This is a genomic window from Planococcus maitriensis, assembly GCF_003289925.1.
Lineage (GTDB): Bacteria > Bacillota > Bacilli > Bacillales_A > Planococcaceae > Planococcus > Planococcus maitriensis.
This window is the reverse complement of the sequence record NZ_QLZQ01000004.1, coordinates 59,930-80,613: the sequence shown is the minus strand read 5'-3', so window position 1 is coordinate 80,613 and position 20,684 is coordinate 59,930. Positions and strand designations below refer to the sequence as shown.

Below are 20,684 nucleotides of genomic sequence, written 5' to 3'. Positions count from 1 at the left end.
TAGGAGTACGGATGAGGAGGGGGAAGGTTTCAAATCAGGACGCAGCCGGTTGGATGAAATGAAAAACCAGACGGGGAAGAAGTTCCCTGCCTGGTTTCCATTCGTGCATCAATCGCTTATTCAATTTATCAATTCAACCGTGATGCTGCCATTATCCGACTGCAAATCCACCGCATTCTCGCCGCTGCCGAAGACGCTGTGGCGGTTTTTCACACCGAATACGGAAACGGTTCCCCAATCGACATTCGCGCGGATCGTCGCATTTTTTGGCTGCGCCTGGGTCTCGACCGAGATGGCGCCGTTGTCGGTTTCGAGGCTGATCGTGCGGTCAAGGTCCACAGTCGACAAGCGAATGCGCCCATTGTCGGTTTTCGCGCGGACATTGCCTTCGATGTCTTTCAAGTAGATGGCGCCGTTATCCGTCGACGCGTGGAGTTCGTCTGCCTGGATGTCCCGCAGTTGGAGCTGTCCGTTGTCGGTGCCGACTTTCAGTTTCTTTGCCTGTACATGTGCCAATTCGATATCGCCGTTGTCCGATTCGACGCTTGCTTGGTCCGCCGTCAAGTGCGTAAGTTCAATCCGTCCGTTATCGGTTTCGATGGACAACTGGCGGCTGTCGAGTCGCTCGCCAGTGATCATGCCGTGGCCGGAATCGATTTGGATTTTTTCATACATTTTCTTCGGCAAGCGGACGTCTAGCTTCGGCGATTTCATGCTGCCGGTGAAGCTGAAGATGCCCCATTTTCTCGGCTCTTCTTTCAAGGTGATGACGAGCGTCCGGTTGAGGATATCGACGTTCAGCTGCTGGCGGTAGCTTTTGTCGGTGATGTCGGCATGCATCTTGCCGTCTTCTGAAGGGGCGATCGTCAGCATGCCATTATCGATCTGGATATCGACTTGATCGAATTTGTCTTCTGTCAGTTCATTCGCCGCCGCGCTGATATCGCTTTGGTTGAAGTCAAACGACTCGATCAGTTCATCGGCGATTTCCTGCGGCGATCCGAGTTCAGCAGCGATTTCGCTATCGGTCTTGCCATCTGCCTGGCCGTTCGCGAAATACTCGCGAATGTCCTGGAGAATGTCGTTTTGTTCTTCTTTCGGCAATCGTTTCAACGCTGTTTCAAGTTCTTGCAAAAATTGGTTTTCAGTCATTTTGCACACCCTCTTCAATTAGTTGGTTGACCCCATCCGTGAAACTTTTCCATTCTTCGAGCTGTTCCTGTAAATACGTACGGCCGAGTTCGGTGAGCGAGTAATATTTCCGCGGCGGGCCTTCGCTTGATTCCTGCAAGTAAGTGGTGAAATAACCTTCCTTGGTGAGCCGCCGGAGCAGGGGATAGACGGCGCCTTCCGAGATGGCGATGCGGCTCGAGATTTTCTGGACGAGTTCATAGCCGTAGCGGTCTTGTTTATCCAACAACACCAGGACACATAAATTCAACACGCCTTTTTTAAACTGGATGTTCAATGGGATTTCCTCCTTTCTCAGCTAGTGTTGTATAAACAGTAGTGATTAATGAATAATATATCATCTAGTATTGTTCAATGCAAGGTACTGACAAGAATTAATTGAAAATTATTTTTTCTTTCCTCGAATCGCTGTCTATAAACATAAAAAAGCTGGCTCCCATTCATTATAAAAATGAGAACCAACCATGTGAAATTACTTCTATGGAATTACAATTTTAGCAGTAATGAAAAGATATGGAGCAAAACAACGGAGACTCCCGCGGGAAAGCGAGACAGCTGAGACCCCGCAAGAAGCGAAGCGACTGAGGAGGCTTAGCGCTCGCCCGCAGGAAAGCGTAGTTGTTTTGTGGAATATCGGTTTCACAGAGGTTTTAAGATCTCTTGATTATTCAAAGTCGATTTCCGAGGTCATGACGCGTCCTGTCGGGTGCGGGTCAAAGCCGGTGATATTGTCTTTGCCGGCAAGCGACGGTGACGTATGGACAAGCGGGATGATCGGCGGGTCGTCATGCAGGATGACTTGCGCTTCGCGGTATAAGTCGTTGCGCTCTTCCTGGTCGGTGATGATCCGCGCCTGATCCAATAATGCGTTGAGCTCAGGATTATCGTATTGCGTCGAGTTGGTCGAACCGACATTATCACCATGCAATAGCGTATAGATGAAATTATCGGCATCGCCGTTCATGCCGGTCCAGCCGAGCAGGAAGGTGTCCGCTTCGCCATTGATCGCTTTTTCGATGTACGTGGCCCATTCAAAGGTGACGATTTCTGCATCGACACCGATCTCGGCAAAATTGGACTGGAGATATTCAGCGACCTTGGCGCCGTCCGGCATATACGGGCGCGAGACCGGCATGGCGTACAGTTCCATGCTGAATCCGTCGGGCAACCCAGCTTCGGCGAGCAGTTCTTTCGCCCGTTCCGGATCGTAGGCGTATGGTTCGATATCGTCGTTATAGCCTTCAACGGCAGGCGGGATGACGTTTTTCGCAGGAATTGCCCCTTCACCGAAGAACGCTTCGACCATCGCTTCTTTATTCACCGCATGGCTGAGCGCCTGTCGGACGAGCGGGTCATCGAACGGTTCATGGGTCAAGGTCATGCCGAGATACCCCAGATTGAGCGGCGGGCGGGAATAAAGCTCGAGCCCGGCTTCTTCTTCGATCTGTTCATGGGACTCAGAATCCAGGCCAGCGACCAAATCCACTTCGCCGCTCAGCAAGGCGTTAAGGCGGGAAGAATTGTCCGGAATCGTGCGGAAAATGACTTCTTCGAGCTTCGGAAGCCCGTCGACCCAATAATCGTCGTTTTTCTCGAGGGCGATCCGTTCGTTCGGCTGCCACTCCTGGAAAACGAACGGGCCGGTGCCGACCGGGTTGCTTCTATAGTCCTCCCCGAACTCTTCGATGGCTGCAGGGCTCGAAATCGACAGCGGCGTCAGCGCCAAGTCTTTCAAGAGTGTCGGCTGCGGCCGGTTCAATCGGATTTCGACTGTGAATTCGTCGACGGCCGTGACGGATTCGACGTTATGGGCTTCATCGCCTGCATAGCCGCCGAACACGGTCCCGTACATCGGGAATTGATCCCCGCTGCCATTCATCCAGCGGTCGAAGTTAAAGGCGACAGCGTCTGCATTGAAATCTGTCCCGTCGTGGAACTTCACGCCTTCACGAAGCGTAAAGGTATGGGTCAGCCCATCATCCGATTCCTGCCATTCGGCTGCAAGCATCGGTTCGACGGTCGTTTCGCCTTCCGCGAAAGTCGTCAATGTTTCGAGTACGCTTTGCGCGACGTTTTCGGATTCATTATCCGTCACTTCGGAAGGGTCGAGCGAGACGGCATCGCCGCCGCGCGCGAAAATGAGCGTATCTTGTTCAGTGGATTCTTCGCTTCCGGAGTCATCGCCGGAACACGCCATCAAGAGAAAGGGGGACATGGCCAACAGGGCAAGCAATTTCGTGGATCGTTTAATCATTGAAACACTCCTTGTGGTGGGATTGGGTAGATATCGAGAACGCTATGTAATTGTGCAGGGCCTCCTTTCTGGAATTGACGTATTAGTTTAGCGTAATGAAGTGCATGTGTTTTAGTATAATAGAAGAAAGTTTGGTTATGTGATTATTATAAATATTTAGTCATTTTATACTAGACTGGTAAACACCACGCTTATCGACAGGATAAGGGAAAGTAGGGGACTTTTGAATCCATGGCCATTTCTATTGATCAGCTGGGGGACGCTCATTGCAGGAAATATCGCCTTGATCGTATCCTTCAGGAAAAGCACGACCATCGAAAACAAAGCGCTGTTCCAGACCAGCGCCACGCTGCTATTCGCAGCTGTCATGTATATGGCACACGCTGCCTATGATGTAGTCTATCCGAATGAAAGCTTTGAACACACGATCGGCTTATCGTTAGGGCTGCCGCTCGCGTTCATCTTTTTCTTCAGTTTGATGGCGCTCGGCTTCATGGGGTTGGCGGAAGTCAAGAACGCGCCGCGGAATTTGCTGGCAGTCACTTCGCTATTGTCGGTGACGGCTATTTTCCTGCCGTTCTTTTTCTTTATCCTCGGCGCCACGCCCCTTGCGCTTGCCGGCTGGAAATTATACAAGAAAATAAGAAAGTAATCATGGATAAGAACAATAATTTCTGAATGATTTATTTAGCACCGGGCAATCCATTGCTCGATGCTTTTTTCTTGTTTACACACATCATTTATAAATTAAATATTCAGTATTTTTTGAACACCTTGTGTCAGTTGCAATGAATTTTCTCGACAGTTGCTGTTATTGTTAGCGTTTTCATTACGCTATATAGTTTGAATCAAATGTATGGCCTACATTATCAAACTTAACGAAACGGAGTGATTTCATGTTTACTGGAGAACAATATCTGGAGAGTTTACGGGACGGCCGAGTGGTGTACCTGAATGGTGAAAAAATCGATGATGTGACGACGCATCCAGCTTACCGGAATTCAGCTTTGTCTTATGCACGGATGTACGATGCGCTGCACGACCCGGAAAAGCAGGACGTACTGACGACGATCAACGAATACGGTGACCGGACCCACAGGTTCTTCAGCACTCCGCGTAACGCAGAAGATCTCCTTGGCGCGCGGGATGCCATCGTCGAATGGTCGAAGCTGAACTACGGGTTCATGGGCAGAACGCCTGACTATAAAGCCTCATTCCTTGGGCATCTCGAGGCGTATTCGGATTATTATGTAGGCTTTGAAGAAAACGCGAAAGCCTGGTACAGAAAAGCTGGGCGCGATTTGCCTTTCGTCAATCACACAGTGATCAATCCGCAGATGGACCGCTCGAAATCGCTCCATGAAAACAAGGAAGTGTTCGTGCGGGCTGTTGAGGAGCGGGAAGACGGTATAGTCGTCAGCGGGGCGAAAATGGTCGGAACGGCTGCGGCGCTTACGAATTATAATTTCGTCGCCAACTACGGCCCGAAAGAACTGGGCGAAGGGGACACAAGCCATGCATTGATCTTCCTCGTGCCGATGAATGCACCGGGCTTGAAAATGATCAGCCGCCAGTCGTACGAAATGAATGCGAAGACGAATGGATCGCCGTTTGATTATCCGTTGTCCAGCCGCTTTGATGAAAACGATGCCGTCATCGTTCTTGATAATGTCTTTATTCCTTGGGAAAACGTGCTGGCATACAACAATGTGGAAATCTCCAATGGTTTCGTGCCTGAAACACATTTCGTTAACCGTTTCAGCTTCCACGGCTGTGCACGCCTTGGGGTCAAGCTCGATTTCATGACGGGCCTTTTGATGAAAGCGACGGAAGCGTCGGGAACCCATCAGTTCCGCGGGGTACAGGCAAATATCGGTGAAGTGGTCGCACTTCGCAACATGATCTGGAGCTTGTCGGATACGATGGCGATGAATCCGGATATCGGGCGCAACGGCACGCCGATCCCGAACGGAGTCGCGGCAGCTGCTTACCGCGTACTGGCACCGGAAGTCTGGGTCAAGGTAAAGAAAATCTTCGAACAGGTTGTTGCCGGCGGATTGATCCAGCTGCCGTCGAGCTCTGCAGATTTCCTGAACCCGGAAATCCGCCCGTATTTGGATCAATATTACAAAGGGACAGGCGTCACTGCAGAAGAACGCGTCAAGTTGCTGAAAATGGTATGGGATGCAATCGGCACCGAGTTCGGCGGCCGCCACGAGTTGTATGAAGTGAACTATGCCGGAAACCATGAAAATATCCGCCTCGAAGCGATGTATCATTCAATCGGCTCGGGCAATGCAGAATCATTTAAATCATTGGTAGATGAAGCGATGAGTGACTATGACTTGAATGGCTGGACAAACGAAGTATGGAAAGAAAAAATCCCAACAATCTAAGGAGGGCTCATTTATGGATAGTCGTGAATTCCGCAACGCAATGGGTAAGTTCGCCACGGGGGTAACGGTAATCTCTACAGATGTCGAAGGTGAATACCATGGCATGACTGCGAATGGCTTTATGTCCATCTCGCTCGATCCGGCGCTGGTTGCCGTGTCGATCGGTGAACGCGCCCAAACGCTGCAATTGATTAAAGCAAGCGGGCGTTTCGGCGTCAGCGTCTTGTCAAAAGAACAAGTGAATGTCTCGAAGCAATTCGCGGGGCAGATTCCGAGTGATGGCACATTCAGTTTTTGTGAAGAGAATGGGTTTCCGCTTGTCAAAGGTTCACTCGTCCAAGTCATTTGTACAGTCGAACAGGAAGTGCTCGCCGGAGATCATACGATTTTCATCGGGCGGGTTGAAAAAATGCTCGTGAAAGACGGCGATCCGCTGTTGTTCTCATGCGGCAAATATGCAGAACTGGATCCGCAATATGCGGTCCTTTAATAAAGGGAGGAACTGAACATGACAAACGAAATGACACGCCAATCCGAAGAACCGATTTTTGATGTCGCCCAAATCGTCCACGTGGAAGTATTGTCGCCAACGCCGAAAGAAACAGTGGCATTCTACACGGACATGCTTGGGATGGAGATCGTTGACCAAGTCGAAGAAAAAACTTATTTGCGGGCTTATGAAGACAGCTATAAGTACTCCCTGATCGTAACGGAAGCGGAAGAGGCCGGGCTTGGCCATGTCGCCTGGCGTACGACTTCACCGCAAGCTTTGGAACGTCGCGTAAAAGCGCTCGAACAGAGCGGATACGGCCTCGGCTGGTCGGAAGAAGAATATGGCCAAGGCCCGGCATATCAGTTTACGACGCCGGACGGCCACAAAATGGAAGTGCTTTGGGAAGTGGAATATTATGAATGCGACGAAGATAAACGCTCGAAATTATTATCGCGCAGCCAAAAGCGTCCATTGAAAGGAGTGCCGGTCCGGCGCCTCGACCACATCAATTTGATGTCGAGCAATCCTGAAGCGGATACGAACTTCCTCGTGGAAACGCTCGGTTTCAAAATCCGTGAACAGATCAAAGACAATGACCATGTCATCGGCACTTGGAACAGTGTTTCCAACCTGGTGCATGAAATCGCCTTTATGCAGGAGCCGAACGGTGTTAAAGGAAAACTTCACCACGTTTGCTATTGGTACGGCATTCCACAAAATTTATATGATGCAGCGGATATCCTGAAGGATTACGGCCATTTCATCGAAATCCCGCCGAACAAGCACGGCGTCAGCCAAGCATTTTGCATGTATGCTTACGAGCCGGGCGGCAACCGTGTCGAATTGTTCGGGGATGCCGGATACTTGATCATGGACCCCGACTGGAAAACGATTACTTGGCAAATGAAAGACGTACCGGGCAATGGCGATACCTGGATCGGCGCGGTCTTCCCGGATTCGTTCTGGACTTATGGCACGCCAGCTCCTGCAACTGTCCCGTTAAAAGTAGCCGCTGAATAAAAGGAGGATCCCATGGGAAAAGTCAAAGCAGCAATTCTCGGTTCGGGAAACATCGGAACTGACTTAATGTATAAAATCCTGAAGACAGACGGGGCGATGGAACTGGCCTTGATGGCTGGAATCGACCCGGAATCCGAAGGCTTGAAACGCGCAGCGGAATTAGGGATTCCTACAACGGATCGCGGCATCGATGGGGTGCTGGATGCGGAGGAAATCCGCATTGTCTTCGATGCGACCAGTGCAAAAGCGCATATGGCGCATGCGCCGCGCCTGAAAGAGGCAGGAATCATCGCGATTGACCTGACCCCCGCTGCGGTTGGTCCGTACGTTGTGCCGGCGATCAATCTCGGCGACCACCTTGAAGTGGATAACGTCAATATGATTTCCTGCAGCGGCCAGGCGACGACGCCGCTCGTCTATGCGGTGAACCGCATCGCGCCCGTGAAATACAGCGAGATCATCGCGACGATTTCCAGTGTGTCGGTAGGGCCCGGAACACGGCAAAATCTGGATGAATTCACGATGACGACAGCGAATGCCTGCCAAAAAATCGGGGGTGCGGACACAGCCCGCGCCGTGCCGATCATCAACTCGGCAGAGCCGCCGATCATGATGAACAACACGGTATACGCAGTCTTGCATGAAGAGGCGGACGAGGCGGCAGTCCTTGAATCCATCGAAAAAGTGGTCGCGGACGTGCAGCGATATGTGCCGGGTTACCGCCTGAAAGCGAAGCCGTACATCGATGTCCGGCATACACCTTGGGGCGAATTGCCGACAGTGATCATTTTGAACGAAGTTGAAGGCGCTGGGGATTTCTTCCCGAATTACGCGGGGAACCTCGATATCATGACAGCAGCGGCACAGCAGGTCGGCGAACAATTCGCCAGCCATTTATTGAAAAAGGGAGGCGTGATTGTATGAAAGCTCCGATCATTACCGATACGACATTGCGGGACGGTTCCCATGCAGTCAGCCATTCCTTTTCACCTGAATTTGTCGCCTCTGTCGTCAGCCGTCTAGCGGAAGCGCGCATGCCGGTAATCGAAGTGAGCCATGGTTCGGGGCTTGGCGGTTCGACCATCCAGCAAGGCTTCTCCACTCATGACGAATGGTCGCTGATCGAACAGGCCGTGGCGAATAAGGGTGGTTCGAAAATCGCTTCGCTATTCGTCCCGGGGCTTGGCACAAGACCGGAAATCGTCAAAGCGGCAGAATTCGGGATCGACATCCTCCGCGTGGCCGTGCATTGTACAGAAGCGGACGTCACCCAACAATACTTCGAACAAGCGAAAAACAGCGGGCTTGGCACAGTCGGTTTTCTCATGATGAGCCATACCCAACCGGCCCGTGTCCTTGCAGAGCAAGCGAAACTCATGGAAAGCTACGGGGCAGACTGCGTCTATGTCGTCGACTCTGCCGGGGCACTTGTTCCCGAAAGTGTCCGGGAGCGGGTCGCACGCGTGAAAGACAGCATTTCAGTCAATGTCGGCTTCCATGCCCATAATAACTTGGGGCTTTCCATCGGGAATACAATCGCTGCTATCGAAGCAGGAGCCGACCAGGTTGACGGCACATTACGCGGCCTTGGGGCAGGCGCCGGCAATGCACCGACAGAAGTCTTGGTCGCTGTATTGAATAAAATGAATATCGAAACCGGCATCGACTTGACGGTATTGATGGATACAGCAGAAGAGATTGTCGCTCCTGTCTTCAAATACCCGCAAATACTCGACCGCGATAACATCGCTACCGGCTATGCGGGTGTCTATAATAGCTTCCTGTTGCATGTTCGGGAAGCGGCAGAGAAATTCAACCTGAACCCTGTCGCCATTATCGAAGAACTCGGGCGCCGCCATGCGGTAGCCGGCCAGGAAGACTGGATCATCGATGTGGCACAGGATCTTAAAGCGAAAGAATTAGTGAAATAAAAAGGCGGCCGTTGAGTGAATTTAACGGCCTTTTCCTTTAGAAGAAAGGACTGCTCCCATGGTTGTGATCCAACAGCTTGCGAATGAATTGATCGAAGCAGAAAAAACGAGAAAGCCGATTGCGCCCTTGAGCGAGCGTTTTCCGAACATTACTTTGGATGACGCTTACCAAATCCAATTGCAATACGTTGCAGAAAAAAGGGCGCAAGGGGCCCGCATCATCGGCAAGAAAATCGGTGCGACCAGCAAAGCAATACAGGAAATGTTCGGCGTCGGCCAGCCGGATTATGGCCATCTGTTCGACACGATGATGTATTCGGACGGCGACAAAGTGCCGCTCGAGCGCCTGCTGCAGCCGAAAGTGGAATGTGAAATTGCCTTCGTCCTGAAAAAAGACCTGACAGGGCCGACTGTGACCCCGCTGGATGTTATCGAAGCGACGGATTATATCGTACCGGCCATTGAAATTATCGACAGCCGGATCGAAGACTGGAACATCCGCTTTGAAGATACCGTATCCGACAACGGCTCGTCCGCGCTCGTCGTCATGGGTTCGAAACCGACGAAGCTCGAAGGACTCGACTTGAGCTGTCTCGGGATGAACGTTTCCCATAACGGTGAATTTCTGGAGTCGGCGACAGGCGCTGCAGTGCTTGGCAATCCGCTTTATGCGATTGCGTGGCTCGCGAATGCCTTGTCAGCTTACGATGTGCCGCTGTTAGCTGGCGAAATCGTCCTGTCGGGGGCATTTACGAAAGCTTTGCCGATCCAGGATGGGGATACGTTCACAGCCGAGTTCGCGCATCTTGGTTCAGTGACGGCAAGCTTTACGGATGGGAGGAACGTTGAATGAAAACCATAACGACCGAGCAAATTGTCGAAGACTTATTCGAGGCACAGCATAAAGTCCAGACTCTGCCGCAATTCGCCAAAGACATTCCAGGGTTTGATGAAGACAAAGCCTATGATGTCCAGGAGTTACTGGTCGAGAAGCAATGCCGCGAAGAAGGGACGAGCGTGTCGGGGTGGAAGCTTGGGCTGACGAGTAAAGCGAAACAGCAGATGATGGGCGTACATGAGCCATCCTACGGGGTGCTGCTGAAAAACATGAGCCTAGAGGAAGGCCAGAGCCACTCGATCGAGCGCTTCATCCATGGCAAGCTCGAGCCGGAATTGGCGTTCGTCTTTAAAGAAGATGTGAAGGGGGAGTACATCACCCCAGCTCAAATCATCCAATCGACTGCCTACGTGCTGCCGGCGTTCGAAGTGATCGACAGCCGTTTCGAAGCATTCAAGTTCACATTGCTCGATGCCGTGGCGGACAATTCCTCTTCCTGCCGGTATATCCTCGGCAACCAATTGCTTGACCCAGCACAGGTGGAGATGCGCCTGGGCGGTGTTGTATTCCGCAAGAACGGGGAAGTGGTCGCAACGAGCACGCTTGCGGCTGTCATGGGCAATCCAGCGAACGCTATCGCCTGGATGGCCAACAAGCTCGCGAAACGCGGGCAGTTCATCCGCAAAGGGCAAGTCGTATTAAGCGGAGCCATCACGCAAGCAGTCCATATCGAACCGGGAGATCATTTCACCGCTTCATTCGACGGGTTCGGGACAATCCACGCCAGTTTCATGACAGGAGAGTGAACAGCATGCCATTCGTACAAATCACGATCGCAGAAGGGCGAGAGCCGGAGAAAAAGGAGCAGCTGATCAGCGAAGTGACAGCGACCGTTTCCGATGTGCTCGGCGCACCGAAAGAGAATATCCGCATCCTGTTGACCGAAGTGCCGACGACGCACTGGGGCATTGCAGGACAATCGATTTCAAAAAGAAAAGAGGAATCCAAATGACGACGGTAGAAGCGAACGTAAAAGAAGTCCAGCATTTCATCGATGGAGGATATGCAGCCTCTTCAGACAACCAGACCTTCGAGGTAAAGAATCCGGCAACTCAGGAAGTAATCGCTGTTGTAGCCGAAGCGACCGAGGAAGACGTCGAAAAAGTGTGCAAAGCTGCACGTCTTGCGTTTGATAGCGGGCCGTGGCGTACGATGACGGTTGCGGAGCGCTGTGCTAAAATCCGCCGCATGGCAGACATCATTTTGGAGCGCAAAGAAGAAATCGCGCGCCTTGAAGCTTTGGATGTCGGGAAGCCATACAGCCACGCGTTTACGGCTGAAGTGCCGCGGGCAGCGCATAACTTGAAGTTCTTCGCGGATTTCGTCGAACAACGGGGCGGCGAAACCTATCCGATGGAAGACGCTTTCTTGAACTATACGCGCTATGAGCCGGTAGGTGTGGCAGGGCTTATTACGCCGTGGAACGCGCCGTTCATGCTGACGACTTGGAAACTGGGCCCTGCCCTTGCAGCTGGCAACACGATTGTGATCAAACCGGCGGAAATGACGCCTTTGTCTGTTTCGCTGCTCGGTGAAATCGCGAAAGAAGCCGGTATTCCGGATGGTGTCGTCAATGTCGTACACGGCAAAGGCAGCGTAGTGGGCACAGCCGTGACGAAAAATACCGACGTCGATTTGATTTCTTTCACAGGGTCAACTGCAACGGGGAAAGCGATTATGCGCAACGGGGCCGACAGCTTGAAAAAGTTCTCCTTTGAACTTGGGGGCAAAGCGGCTAATATAGTATTTGAAGACGCTGATTTGGAAAAAGCCATTCCGGTTTCGATCCAAGCGGCATTCCTGAACTCCGGGCAAGTATGCCTCGCCGGTTCAAGAATCCTCGTCCAGCGGTCGATCTTGGATACATTCATCGAGAAATTCAAAGCTGCAGCGGAAGCACTTGTGGTCGGCGATCCCCAGGCAGAAGAGACGAAAATGGGGCCACTCGTCAGCGAAGAGCATTTCAATAAAGTGAAATCCTATTTGGACATTGCGAAAGAAGAAGGCGCCCAGCTGGTTACAGGAGGCAGTACGCCGGACCTTGCTGCACACATCCAAAACGGCTATTACCTGCAGCCGACAGTTTACGTGCACGACAATCCGAAAGCGCGAATCTGCCAGGAAGAGATTTTCGGGCCGGTCGTGACGATCATACCTTTTGATACGGAAGAAGAAGCTTTGCAAATTGCCAATGACACGGATTATGGGCTTAATGGAGTTGTCTGGACGGAGAATTTGAAGCGGGCGCACCGCATTTCACACGGCGTACGGGCCGGCACGATTTGGGTCAATTGCTGGTTTGTCCGTGATCTGCGAGCACCGTTCGGCGGATTCAAGAAAAGCGGAATCGGCCGTGAAGGCGGACACCATAGCCTCGAATTCTTTACGGAAGCGAAGAACATCTGCATTGCCTTGAACTGAAGGGTGGCGAAGTGAATGGTACACAACATGACTCCTATGCAAATGATGTGGGGCAGCATGGACAAAAAGCAGTCCCGTAAATTTCCTGAAGACCGCCCCGTGGAATTTCCACGGGCGTCTTTTGCCAGTTGGCAGCTGCAATTGATCAAGATGCTGGGATTGGAAAAAGTGAAAAAAAGCTTTTTCCAGTTTGGCTGGTCGCAAGGGCGCGATGCGGCACTTGCCGCTAAAGAACAACAGGATATGGACATTCTGGGGCTCATTTTTCATGGTCCTGCTATCCATGAAGCCTGGGGACAGGCGAATGTCAATGTAGACGTCAAGCAAGTGGAGATTTCGGGAGATCAAGTGGCATCCATTTTGCTGAAAGGGAGATGGCATCATTCTTTTGAGGCGGAAACTTATCGGGATGAACAGCTGACAACCGTCAAACCGGTATGCTATACATTATGTGGCTTTGCCAGTGGATATATTTCAACCTTGATCGGCAAGGATGTCTTTTTCAAAGAATCGGCTTGCGAAGCTTGCAGGGATGAATTTTGCGAATGGGAAGGCAAATTGCTCGAAGAATGGGCTCCGGCAGAATACGAGCATTTCATGGAAATCGGGCCAACGGAGGAGATTGTTCCGTTTTCCCAGGTGGAGGAAGAACGCAACCGCCTGCAGATGGTCATCGATATCCATAATGAATTAACGGATGAATTGATCCGGTCGAACCAATTAAAAAACATTTTGGGCATACTCAAAAAACACATAACAGAACCGATGATTGTCGAGAATACAAAAGGGCAGATCATCGAGTTCGAAAATATTGACATGGGGGCATTAACGCATTTACAAGCCCCGTTCCATAAACGGCTGAACGAATGGCCGATCCAAAAAACCGAGTTTCTTCAATTTGAACATTCGAGCCGGCTTTCGGCTCCCATCTATATACAGAACCACGTTATCGGTTATTGCTCATTCGTCTATGGGCACGAAAGGTCAGCACCGCCCGAAATCGACCGGATGCTGCTGGGCCGATTTGCGTCGATTTGCGCTTTGGTGCATCTGAATAATAAAAACATCATGGAAGCGAATGTGAGGACCAAGGGGATCTTGTTCGAGAAGATGCTGATGGACGGGTTTGAATCGAAAGAACAGATCGTCCGCGAGATGAACCTGCTCAATATCGACGTGTCCGGCGATTACCATGTCGCGTATTTGGCGCTCGGCTATAACGAATTCAACGAACAAGGCAATTTGTCGATGTTCACGAATATTTACGAAGAAGTGATCCAGTTTTTCCAGGAGCGCGATTATGAAGTGCTCCAAGTCCAACGTGCGAATGGCATCTTATGCTTTATCCCGGAATCGGCTGAACATACGCTCATGCACAGCGGGCCGCAGCAGTTTCTGAAGCGGCTGCATAAAGCGCATCCGAAAATCAAATGCCAGGTCGGTGTCAGTTCGACAAGTCGTGACCTCGATCAGGTAAGCGACCGGATGAGCGAAGCGATGACCGCTGCACGCTTCACGACCGAACGTGAACCGACAATGAATTTCAGGGAGCTCGGCATTCTCGGCATCCTCATCCATTCCCAGGAAGAGCAGGCCATCCGCAAAATTGCAGAACTGCAATTAGGGCAATTGTATGGAAAATCCGAACAGCAGAAAGATTATATGCATACGCTATATGAGTTTTTGATGAACGGCGGCAACCTGGAATTGACATCAAGCAAGCTGCAATTGTCCGTCAGCGGCCTCCGGTACCGAGTCAACAAAATCAGCGAAATCGCCGATCTGGACCTGCGCGATTCCAAAACGCAATTCGATTTGCTGTTGGCATTGAAAGCGCTGAAAGTCATAGGGGAATTTTAAGGGTCTGGGGGAATTTTCTTCTAGACTTTTTTCTTTTGCTTATTGTTGAAGAAGCAATGTATCGGAGATATGAAAGAATAGTAAAACAGCCCCTTTCTTGAAGGAAGAGGCTGATTTACTGAGATTAAAGAATCGCTTTCGCAATAATCTTATCCAGTTTGCGGATATCGACTTTCTTATTCAAGTTCAATTTGAAGGTGCCGGCTTTCGTCCACAGCTGGATTTCCGCATTGGCATCGAAAGTGCCGGCGTTTTCGGTCGAGTACATATTGACCGATGTGAACGGGATGGTGTAGACTTCGACTTTTTTCCCGGTCAAGCCTTGCTTGTCGGAAATGATGATGCGCTTGTTCGTCACGACAGCGGTATCGCGCAATGTTTTGTAAGCGACTTTCGCCTCCTCGCCGTCTATCAGCAATTCCTTTACCGATTTCGGCACATCGATTTCCTGGACGAAGGTCCAGCCCATCATTGCATTCAGTTCTGCCATTTGAATTCCCCCTAATCCGTTATTGATACCAGTATGGCATATGGAAGAAAGCGGGGCTATGAAAATGGGATAGGCCATTCGAATGCCGATCCATGCAATCAACTCCTTGTTTGGCTCGGCGAAATCGCATCCTTCAGCAAGTTCCGCAACAAGCTGCCCGCAGCTGCCACACCGTGCAGGACTGGGGCAAAAAATGCCAATGGGTTAACCGGCTGGAGGGAGAACGGTTCCATACGGTTCATTTTATGGTTTTCTGCGGATTTACTTTGGCTAGAAAGAATGGGGAGCCTATCAAGAGGGTATGTAGGGATAAAGGATGCCATCGTATCGGAGGAATGAATATGGACTTTTTTCCAGATGATTATATGGTCATCACGTTACGGCTTCTGATGGCTGCTTTGTTAAGCGGGCTGATCGGGCTGGAAAGAGAAATGAAAAAACAGCCTGCCGGACTCCGTACGCATCTGCTGGTGGGTATCGGAGCTTGTTTGATGATGCTTCTTTCCATCACTGGATTTGATTCTTTCATTAAAACTGCGGAAGGCCCTATCCAATTCGATCCAAGCCGTATTCCGTCCTATGTCATTAGCGGGATCGGTTTTCTTGGCGCAGGGACCATCATCGTCCACGGGAAATCCGTAAAAGGACTGGCGACAGCTGCTTCGATTTGGGTGGCTGCAGGGCTTGGTTTGGTGATCGGCATTGGAATGTATTATGTAGCAGTGCTGACTACTGTCATCGTACTTGCGGTCCTATTTGTGCTTGGGGAACTGGAAAAAAAGTATATCCCAAGTTCCAAGCAAAGGCAGATAACAATAATAGCCGAAGATCATGAGGGAATATTCTCGGAAATAAGCAGTTCTTTTGAAGAGCATCAACTGGCGGTCATCGACTTCCGTATTGAAGATGGAGCCTTATACGGCAGCAATAAAATTTCGAAATACATTTTTTCGATAGAAGCCGGGCAGACAGACCAAGAAATAGAACTAGTGAAAGAATTGCAGAAATCACAAGCTGTTATAAAAGTGAACATTTAAAAGCGAGCTTGAATAAACTTGCGAAAAGATGAGCGGGATCTGGAAATTGTGGCGGGCCGGGCCTGGTTTCTCGCCGCTCGATTTCCGCCAGTGGTTCATCGGCAAAGTGAACGGAGCCCGAGACTTTATCGACGGTTCCTGGGAACAATCAGCGGACGGTGTCCAGTCGGAGCATGATTTCGTATTCAATTACAGCAGGAAATCTTATATACATGAAAAAACAGCTGCCCGGATGGATTCTCCATCGCAATGGGCAGCTATTTCAAATTGGCGATTGCCGAAACCGGTAGTCACGTAAATCCGGTTTTCAGTCTGCATTCATGCTGTAGGTGTCGGACGTTTCGCAGACAGCTTTTAAATTATTCAAGGTTTGCTCCATGGAATTGTCCATCAGTTTCTTGATGATGAGTTTATTGGCGACTTTGCCAACCAATTTACCCGGCAGTTCATAGTTCATGTCCAAGGAAATTTCGACGCCTTTTCCTTCCGGGACATAGGTCCAGAACTGGTCGGATGTGATCGCGCCCTTGACGGTACCTCTCCATGAATAGCCATCGCCGTCTTTGCCTGTTTCCACGACTTCAACTTCAATCGGCAAATGCATTCCGAGCATCGTGTATTTCATGTCCATGGTCGTGCCGGTCTCTCCTTGGCCAACCAGGCTTTCGGGTTCCGAAAGGCCGACGTACCATTGGAACCAATCGCTCGGGTTGATTGCGTAATGGTAAACTTCATCAATCGGCCGGTCAATATAAACGCTTTTTTTGATATTCCACATACCATGTTCCTCCTCGTCCATGCTCCGTGTATGGGAAGTGAGGTTCGAATCGTTCTTCGCCTCATGGGTGTTAAAACGATGTGGGAACTCTTTTTGCCGATCACAACTGATGCTAAAACAATCGCCAATTCTCCAAACTGGATGAAGTGAATGCAACAGGACAGGAAATAGAATGGATTCGTTTTCGATAAATTAGGCACTGCTATTATATAGGAAATGAGGCTGAATTGCAATTAATTATTAGAATATTCAAATTAAAAGGAGTTACACTAATTAATATCAGCTGCGGGCAGGAAGGCCATTGAAAGTTTCTTAGCGAATACGCTCGGCGGAATAGATTCTGCGCATGCGGTCAATGAAAATCACGACAGGAGGAATCGCAATGAAAATACTGATTCTCGGCGGGACCCGGTTTCTGGGGCGCTTTCTTACCGAGTCGGCGATAAAGCGCGGGCACGAAGTCACGCTGTTCAACCGCGGAAAAGAAAACCCGGGACTTTTTCCGGATGTGGGGAAATTGGCCGGTGACCGGGGAAGCGATTTGTCTGCGCTTGAGGAGGGCGAATGGGATGCGGTCATCGACACGTGCGGTTTTGTGCCGCGAGTGGCCCGTGAGTCGGCCAAGCTTCTTGCAGGGCGGGCCGGGCAGTATATTTTCATCTCCAGCGCTTCCGTCTACGATGAATTGGAAAGCCCGGGCATCAGCGAGGAGCATCCTGTCAGCCGGCTGGCGCTGCCCGATGCGGAGGAGATGACAAAAGGCAAGACGGCCCCGCCGAATAATGAATACTATGGCGAACTGAAATTTCTATGCGAGCAGGAAGTGGAGCAGCAATTTCCCGGGCATAGCCTCATTGTCCGCCCTGGGCTGATCGTCGAGCCATACGATTTCACGGGCCGCTTCAGCTATTGGGTCAACCGTATCGCAAACGGCGGGGAAGTACTTGCACCGGGCCGGAAAGGCAAACAAATCCAATTTATCGACGTACGGGATTTGGCGGAGTGGGTCATCCACATGGCCGAACAACAGAACAGCGGCGTTTTCAATGCGGCCGGGCCAGGATCGGCTTTGACGATGGAAGCATTTTTAGGCGAATGCAAAAGAGAGTTGAAGAGCGATGCGGAATTCGCCTGGGTGAATGAAGCGTTTCTCCTGGAAAGTGAAGTCGGCTTTTGTATGGAGCTGCCTTTATGGATACCGGACAGCGAGCAGATGGAAGGCTTTCTGTCTCTTGATATCCATAAGGCGCAAGAGGCGGGGCTCACGTTCCGCCCGCTTTCCGAAACCATCCGCGATACGCGTGAATGGGAGCTCGCGCAAGAACCCAGGGAACTAAAGGCAGGGCTTGCCCGTGACAAAGAGCAGGGCGTGCTGGACAAATGGCGTTCAAGGGAACCGGATAATTGAGTGCCGGCTAGTTTGCATCGGGCTGCTAGGGGCCGCTATACGTTTTCCGGGATTTCTTACAAAGTTTAACGGCAATTCAGTGCGGGAAACTAAGACACTGTAATGATTTATCACAGGCTATTAAATTGAAGGAGGAGATACAAGATGGCAGAGCATACACACGAAGAGGCAGTGGAAACCGTCAAGGATCTCATCAAGGACATCAAAGTTGCGATGATGACTACGGTCGTGGACGGCAAACCTGTTTCGCGCCCGATGCAAACGCAGGAGACTGAATTCGATGGGGATTTATGGTTTGTCACCTTGAAAGACACGGATAAATACGAGGAGATTGCGTCGAACCCGACGGTCAATTTGGCGTATGCGGGAAAATCCTATGTGTCCATCAGCGGACGTGCTGAATTTATGGAGGATTTGGAACGCAAGAAAAAATACTGGAACCCGATATTCGACAAAATGCTGGAGACCAGCTACGATGACCCGAATGTCGTGCTGATCAAAGTGACGCCTGAAACCGCGGAATACTGGGAGTCGGGCAATATGCTGAAAACCGTGAAGAACTTTGCGCAAAAGCTGACAAGTAAAGAGTCGGTCGATGACAACGATAGCGAACTGAACGACACGGTGGATTTCAAAAAGCCGAATTGATATCTGCAATAGCCATTCATAAGGGCATCCGCTTTCGGGCCGGATGCCCTTTTTTATGGGGAAAATAATGTGATACACTAATAATGGAAATGGATGATAGTGGAAAGTAGATGCAGAAGGGGAGATTGGATGAAGAAAAGCTTTGAATTCACCTATGAGGGACGCCATATACTGATCGAGAATCGCTGGTTCGAAGGCGAAAAATTGTTTGTCGATGGACAGCTCCAGGACGAGAACCTGGGAATCAGTTTCAGCGGTGAATTGAACGGCAAACTGAAAACCGCACAAGGCGCAAAAGACTTGAAAGCCACAGTCGGCGGATTCTTCACGATCCAATGCAAAGCATTCGTCGAGAACGAATTGGTATATTCCAGTAAAGATTAAGCCACACAAAAAGGCTCCCCAGGTTTGCCTGGGGAGCCTTTCGCTATGTCAATTTCCGCTTTTCACGACAGGGCAGGACGGGTCGCTTGCCCATTCGGCCATCGAGCCGTCATAGACTGCGACGTTTTCCTGGCCGAGTTTGTTCAGCAAAAGGGCGTTCCATGTGGCAGCGATGCCGCCTCCGCAATAAGTGATGACTTTGTTAGCGGGATCGAGCGCGCCGGTTTTTTCGAAAGCGGCGCGAAGCTGGTCGTCTGGATGAAGCGCTTTGGTCTGCTCGTCGGCGTGGTCGCCGAAAAAAACATGTTCACTGCTTGGGATATGGCCGCTGCGCGGGTCGTCGGACCGGCTGCCATGGAATTCTTCTGCAGACAGGCTGTTGATGAGGATCGTCTGTCCGTCTTCAATCGCCCGCCGCACGTCTTCTTTTGTCGCGATGAGTTCCGGACGGCGCTGTCCCGTAAATTTGGCTTTCGGGTAAGTCACGGTATCCGTAGAAAGTTCACGGCCTTCTGCCAGCCATTTTTGCAGGCCGCCTTCGAGTACCGCGACCTGGCTGAATCCCTCGTAGCGCATCTGCCAGGCAAGGCGGGATGCCCAGTAGGAAGCGGCCACATCTTCGCCGGCGAGAGCGTTGCGGTCGTAAATGACCGTAAACGTACCGTCGCCGATGCCGAGTTCCGCCAGCTTTTCGATGAACACTTCACGCGGCGGGACCATGAACGGCAATTCGCTCGCCGTATCGGATAATTCACCGGCCAAATCGGCAAAGGCCGCCCCCGGGATATGGCCTTCTGTAAACGCCTGTTTTCCGGATTCAACATTAGGCGGGCCGCCGGCTTCGGGGAAGCTCATGAAGACGGTCGCATCGATAATCCGTAAACCCGGATCTTCCGCATGTTCCGCGAGCCAGTCAGTGGTAACGATCAAAGGCATGTCTTTCATTTGAATTCCTCCTTCAACTATAGAAGCTAGTGAATCACGCATCCATTAAAACATGTATTCCTATAAGGATTATAAGTTATGATGCGGATAGAATACAATCATTACCGGCCCACTTCATAAAAATCAGGGCAACAGCTTTTCGGGCTCTTTCACTTTGATGGAAACGACTTCACCGCAATCGAGGCAAACCGTGAAGACTCGCTCCGAACCGAAAGACATTTTCTTATTCAATGGCCGCAAGTTGACGAAATCCGCCGCTTGGACAAACGAATTCCCTCCGCAATCTGGGCATTGCTTTTCTGTATGCTCCATATTTTTCATCTCCTTTATCTGGTTTACGCTGTTGATGCACGAAAGTTTCAAGTTCTTCAACGGGCGAAATTATGTAAGCCAAAAGAAGGCTTTCCGATAAAATACATAAGTTCAGAAAACATAAGGGGCCTGCAGGTGATATGATTAGAAGATACGATCTACAGCGAAAACCCGAAGAAACAGCTAGGCTATCCGGCTCTTTCAGTTTGGCGGAACAG

Annotated in this window: 23 protein-coding genes; 16 read left to right on the top strand and 7 right to left on the bottom strand. The window is 50.7% G+C overall.

All coding sequences use genetic code 11. The features are described 5' to 3' along the window. Nucleotides 1-120: 120 nt before the first annotated feature. The 3 genes from DP119_RS10610 to DP119_RS10600 form a co-directional block, all read right to left on the bottom strand. Nucleotides 121-1,152, bottom strand: a complete 1,032-nt coding sequence (locus DP119_RS10610) for a DUF4097 family beta strand repeat-containing protein (RefSeq protein ID WP_112233152.1) — start codon at nt 1,150-1,152, stop codon at nt 121-123. Beyond that, entirely contained in the window at nt 1,145-1,468 is a 324-nt protein-coding gene (locus DP119_RS10605; protein WP_058381572.1) for a PadR family transcriptional regulator, read from the bottom strand. The genes DP119_RS10610 and DP119_RS10605 overlap by 8 nt, the downstream gene beginning before the upstream one ends. Before the next feature lie 387 nt (nt 1,469-1,855). Continuing rightward, nucleotides 1,856-3,445, bottom strand: coding sequence for an ABC transporter substrate-binding protein (locus DP119_RS10600; RefSeq protein WP_112233151.1), 1,590 nt, complete (start codon nt 3,443-3,445; stop codon nt 1,856-1,858). A gap of 223 nt (nt 3,446-3,668) precedes the next feature. Here DP119_RS10600 and DP119_RS10595 point away from each other — a divergent pair, with 223 nt between their 5' ends. The 11 genes from DP119_RS10595 to DP119_RS10545 all read left to right on the top strand — a co-directional run bounded on the left by DP119_RS10595 (nt 3,669) and on the right by DP119_RS10545 (nt 14,464). Further along, nucleotides 3,669-4,097, top strand: a complete 429-nt coding sequence (locus DP119_RS10595) for a hypothetical protein (protein WP_146747869.1) — start codon at nt 3,669-3,671, stop codon at nt 4,095-4,097. Between the two features lie 244 nt (nt 4,098-4,341). Then, nucleotides 4,342-5,841 (top strand): 4-hydroxyphenylacetate 3-hydroxylase family protein, encoded by a 1,500-nt coding sequence (locus DP119_RS10590; protein ID WP_112233149.1) that lies wholly within the window; start codon nt 4,342-4,344, stop codon nt 5,839-5,841. 13 nt (nt 5,842-5,854) lie between these two features. Then, nucleotides 5,855-6,331 (top strand): flavin reductase family protein, encoded by a 477-nt coding sequence (locus tag DP119_RS10585; RefSeq protein WP_112233148.1) that lies wholly within the window; start codon nt 5,855-5,857, stop codon nt 6,329-6,331. A gap of 18 nt (nt 6,332-6,349) precedes the next feature. Continuing rightward, nucleotides 6,350-7,354, top strand: coding sequence for a catechol 2,3-dioxygenase (locus tag DP119_RS10580; protein WP_240616419.1), 1,005 nt, complete (start codon nt 6,350-6,352; stop codon nt 7,352-7,354). Between the two features lie 12 nt (nt 7,355-7,366). Continuing rightward, complete coding sequence (locus DP119_RS10575; protein WP_112233147.1) at nt 7,367-8,278, top strand: acetaldehyde dehydrogenase (acetylating); 912 nt, start codon at nt 7,367-7,369, stop codon at nt 8,276-8,278. Further along, entirely contained in the window at nt 8,275-9,285 is a 1,011-nt protein-coding gene (gene dmpG, locus DP119_RS10570) for a 4-hydroxy-2-oxovalerate aldolase (RefSeq protein ID WP_112233146.1), read from the top strand. Before DP119_RS10575 ends, dmpG begins: the two co-directional genes overlap by 4 nt. A gap of 58 nt (nt 9,286-9,343) precedes the next feature. After that, entirely contained in the window at nt 9,344-10,138 is a 795-nt protein-coding gene (locus DP119_RS10565) for a 2-keto-4-pentenoate hydratase (protein WP_112233145.1), read from the top strand. Next, nucleotides 10,135-10,929 (top strand): 2-keto-4-pentenoate hydratase, encoded by a 795-nt coding sequence (locus DP119_RS10560; protein ID WP_112233144.1) that lies wholly within the window; start codon nt 10,135-10,137, stop codon nt 10,927-10,929. The genes DP119_RS10565 and DP119_RS10560 overlap by 4 nt, the downstream gene beginning before the upstream one ends. A gap of 5 nt (nt 10,930-10,934) precedes the next feature. Continuing rightward, the gene (locus tag DP119_RS10555) at nt 10,935-11,135 is read left to right on the top strand and encodes a 4-oxalocrotonate tautomerase (RefSeq protein ID WP_112233143.1); all 201 of its coding nucleotides are present in this window, start codon (nt 10,935-10,937) and stop codon (nt 11,133-11,135) included. Next, nucleotides 11,132-12,604: an aldehyde dehydrogenase gene (locus DP119_RS10550; RefSeq protein WP_112233142.1), complete on the top strand. Its 1,473-nt coding sequence runs from the start codon at nt 11,132-11,134 to the stop codon at nt 12,602-12,604. Before DP119_RS10555 ends, DP119_RS10550 begins: the two co-directional genes overlap by 4 nt. A 15-nt stretch (nt 12,605-12,619) precedes the next feature. Further along, entirely contained in the window at nt 12,620-14,464 is a 1,845-nt protein-coding gene (locus tag DP119_RS10545; RefSeq protein WP_112233141.1) for a helix-turn-helix domain-containing protein, read from the top strand. A 124-nt stretch (nt 14,465-14,588) separates the two neighbouring features. On the opposite strand, the gene DP119_RS10540 is transcribed toward DP119_RS10545, so the two are convergent. Continuing rightward, nucleotides 14,589-14,954, bottom strand: a complete 366-nt coding sequence (locus tag DP119_RS10540) for a PH domain-containing protein (RefSeq protein ID WP_112233140.1) — start codon at nt 14,952-14,954, stop codon at nt 14,589-14,591. 341 nt (nt 14,955-15,295) lie between these two features. Here DP119_RS10540 and DP119_RS10535 point away from each other — a divergent pair, with 341 nt between their 5' ends. Both DP119_RS10535 and DP119_RS10530 read left to right on the top strand, forming a co-directional pair. Next, nucleotides 15,296-15,991, top strand: a complete 696-nt coding sequence (locus DP119_RS10535) for an MgtC/SapB family protein (protein ID WP_240616418.1) — start codon at nt 15,296-15,298, stop codon at nt 15,989-15,991. Nucleotides 15,992-16,019: 28 nt separating this feature from the next. Next, nucleotides 16,020-16,289, top strand: a complete 270-nt coding sequence (locus DP119_RS10530) for a hypothetical protein (RefSeq protein WP_112233138.1) — start codon at nt 16,020-16,022, stop codon at nt 16,287-16,289. A 9-nt stretch (nt 16,290-16,298) separates the two neighbouring features. On the opposite strand, the gene DP119_RS10525 is transcribed toward DP119_RS10530, so the two are convergent. Next, a complete protein-coding gene (locus DP119_RS10525; RefSeq protein WP_112233137.1) occupies nt 16,299-16,769 on the bottom strand; it encodes an SRPBCC family protein in 471 nt (156 codons plus the stop codon). 382 nt (nt 16,770-17,151) lie between these two features. Between DP119_RS10525 and DP119_RS10520 the strand changes: the two genes are divergently transcribed. From DP119_RS10520 to DP119_RS10510, 3 genes are all read left to right on the top strand, one after another. Further along, nucleotides 17,152-18,177 carry an NAD-dependent epimerase/dehydratase family protein gene (locus DP119_RS10520; protein ID WP_112233136.1) on the top strand — a complete coding sequence of 342 codons (1,026 nt, stop codon included), beginning with the start codon at nt 17,152-17,154 and terminating at the stop codon, nt 18,175-18,177. Nucleotides 18,178-18,321: 144 nt separating this feature from the next. Next, a complete protein-coding gene (locus DP119_RS10515; RefSeq protein ID WP_112233135.1) occupies nt 18,322-18,825 on the top strand; it encodes a pyridoxamine 5'-phosphate oxidase family protein in 504 nt (167 codons plus the stop codon). Between the two features lie 129 nt (nt 18,826-18,954). Further along, complete coding sequence (locus tag DP119_RS10510) at nt 18,955-19,209, top strand: hypothetical protein (RefSeq protein ID WP_112233134.1); 255 nt, start codon at nt 18,955-18,957, stop codon at nt 19,207-19,209. Between the two features lie 48 nt (nt 19,210-19,257). Here the strand turns inward: DP119_RS10510 and DP119_RS10505 are convergent, their stop codons facing one another. Further along, nucleotides 19,258-20,154 (bottom strand): sulfurtransferase, encoded by an 897-nt coding sequence (locus DP119_RS10505; protein WP_112233133.1) that lies wholly within the window; start codon nt 20,152-20,154, stop codon nt 19,258-19,260. A gap of 123 nt (nt 20,155-20,277) precedes the next feature. Beyond that, nucleotides 20,278-20,466: a hypothetical protein gene (locus DP119_RS10500; RefSeq protein ID WP_112233132.1), complete on the bottom strand. Its 189-nt coding sequence runs from the start codon at nt 20,464-20,466 to the stop codon at nt 20,278-20,280. Nucleotides 20,467-20,684 lie beyond the last annotated feature (218 nt).

Coding starts and splice junctions, on each gene's coding strand:
- DP119_RS10500 (WP_112233132.1), bottom strand. CDS start 20,466: ATGGAGCATACAGAAAAGCAATGCCCAGATTGCGGAGGGAATTCGTTT.
- DP119_RS10585 (WP_112233148.1), top strand. CDS start 5,855: ATGGATAGTCGTGAATTCCGCAACGCAATGGGTAAGTTCGCCACGGGG.
- DP119_RS10600 (WP_112233151.1), bottom strand. CDS start 3,445: ATGATTAAACGATCCACGAAATTGCTTGCCCTGTTGGCCATGTCCCCC.
- DP119_RS10515 (WP_112233135.1), top strand. CDS start 18,322: ATGGCAGAGCATACACACGAAGAGGCAGTGGAAACCGTCAAGGATCTC.
- DP119_RS10580 (WP_240616419.1), top strand. CDS start 6,350: ATGACAAACGAAATGACACGCCAATCCGAAGAACCGATTTTTGATGTC.
- DP119_RS10545 (WP_112233141.1), top strand. CDS start 12,620: ATGGTACACAACATGACTCCTATGCAAATGATGTGGGGCAGCATGGAC.
- DP119_RS10590 (WP_112233149.1), top strand. CDS start 4,342: ATGTTTACTGGAGAACAATATCTGGAGAGTTTACGGGACGGCCGAGTG.
- DP119_RS10530 (WP_112233138.1), top strand. CDS start 16,020: ATGAGCGGGATCTGGAAATTGTGGCGGGCCGGGCCTGGTTTCTCGCCG.
- DP119_RS10505 (WP_112233133.1), bottom strand. CDS start 20,154: ATGAAAGACATGCCTTTGATCGTTACCACTGACTGGCTCGCGGAACAT.
- DP119_RS10540 (WP_112233140.1), bottom strand. CDS start 14,954: ATGGCAGAACTGAATGCAATGATGGGCTGGACCTTCGTCCAGGAAATC.
- DP119_RS10550 (WP_112233142.1), top strand. CDS start 11,132: ATGACGACGGTAGAAGCGAACGTAAAAGAAGTCCAGCATTTCATCGAT.
- DP119_RS10610 (WP_112233152.1), bottom strand. CDS start 1,152: ATGACTGAAAACCAATTTTTGCAAGAACTTGAAACAGCGTTGAAACGA.
- dmpG (WP_112233146.1), top strand. CDS start 8,275: ATGAAAGCTCCGATCATTACCGATACGACATTGCGGGACGGTTCCCAT.
- DP119_RS10560 (WP_112233144.1), top strand. CDS start 10,135: ATGAAAACCATAACGACCGAGCAAATTGTCGAAGACTTATTCGAGGCA.
- DP119_RS10525 (WP_112233137.1), bottom strand. CDS start 16,769: ATGTGGAATATCAAAAAAAGCGTTTATATTGACCGGCCGATTGATGAA.
- DP119_RS10565 (WP_112233145.1), top strand. CDS start 9,344: ATGGTTGTGATCCAACAGCTTGCGAATGAATTGATCGAAGCAGAAAAA.
- DP119_RS10555 (WP_112233143.1), top strand. CDS start 10,935: ATGCCATTCGTACAAATCACGATCGCAGAAGGGCGAGAGCCGGAGAAA.
- DP119_RS10510 (WP_112233134.1), top strand. CDS start 18,955: ATGAAGAAAAGCTTTGAATTCACCTATGAGGGACGCCATATACTGATC.
- DP119_RS10535 (WP_240616418.1), top strand. CDS start 15,296: ATGGACTTTTTTCCAGATGATTATATGGTCATCACGTTACGGCTTCTG.
- DP119_RS10575 (WP_112233147.1), top strand. CDS start 7,367: ATGGGAAAAGTCAAAGCAGCAATTCTCGGTTCGGGAAACATCGGAACT.
- DP119_RS10520 (WP_112233136.1), top strand. CDS start 17,152: ATGAAAATACTGATTCTCGGCGGGACCCGGTTTCTGGGGCGCTTTCTT.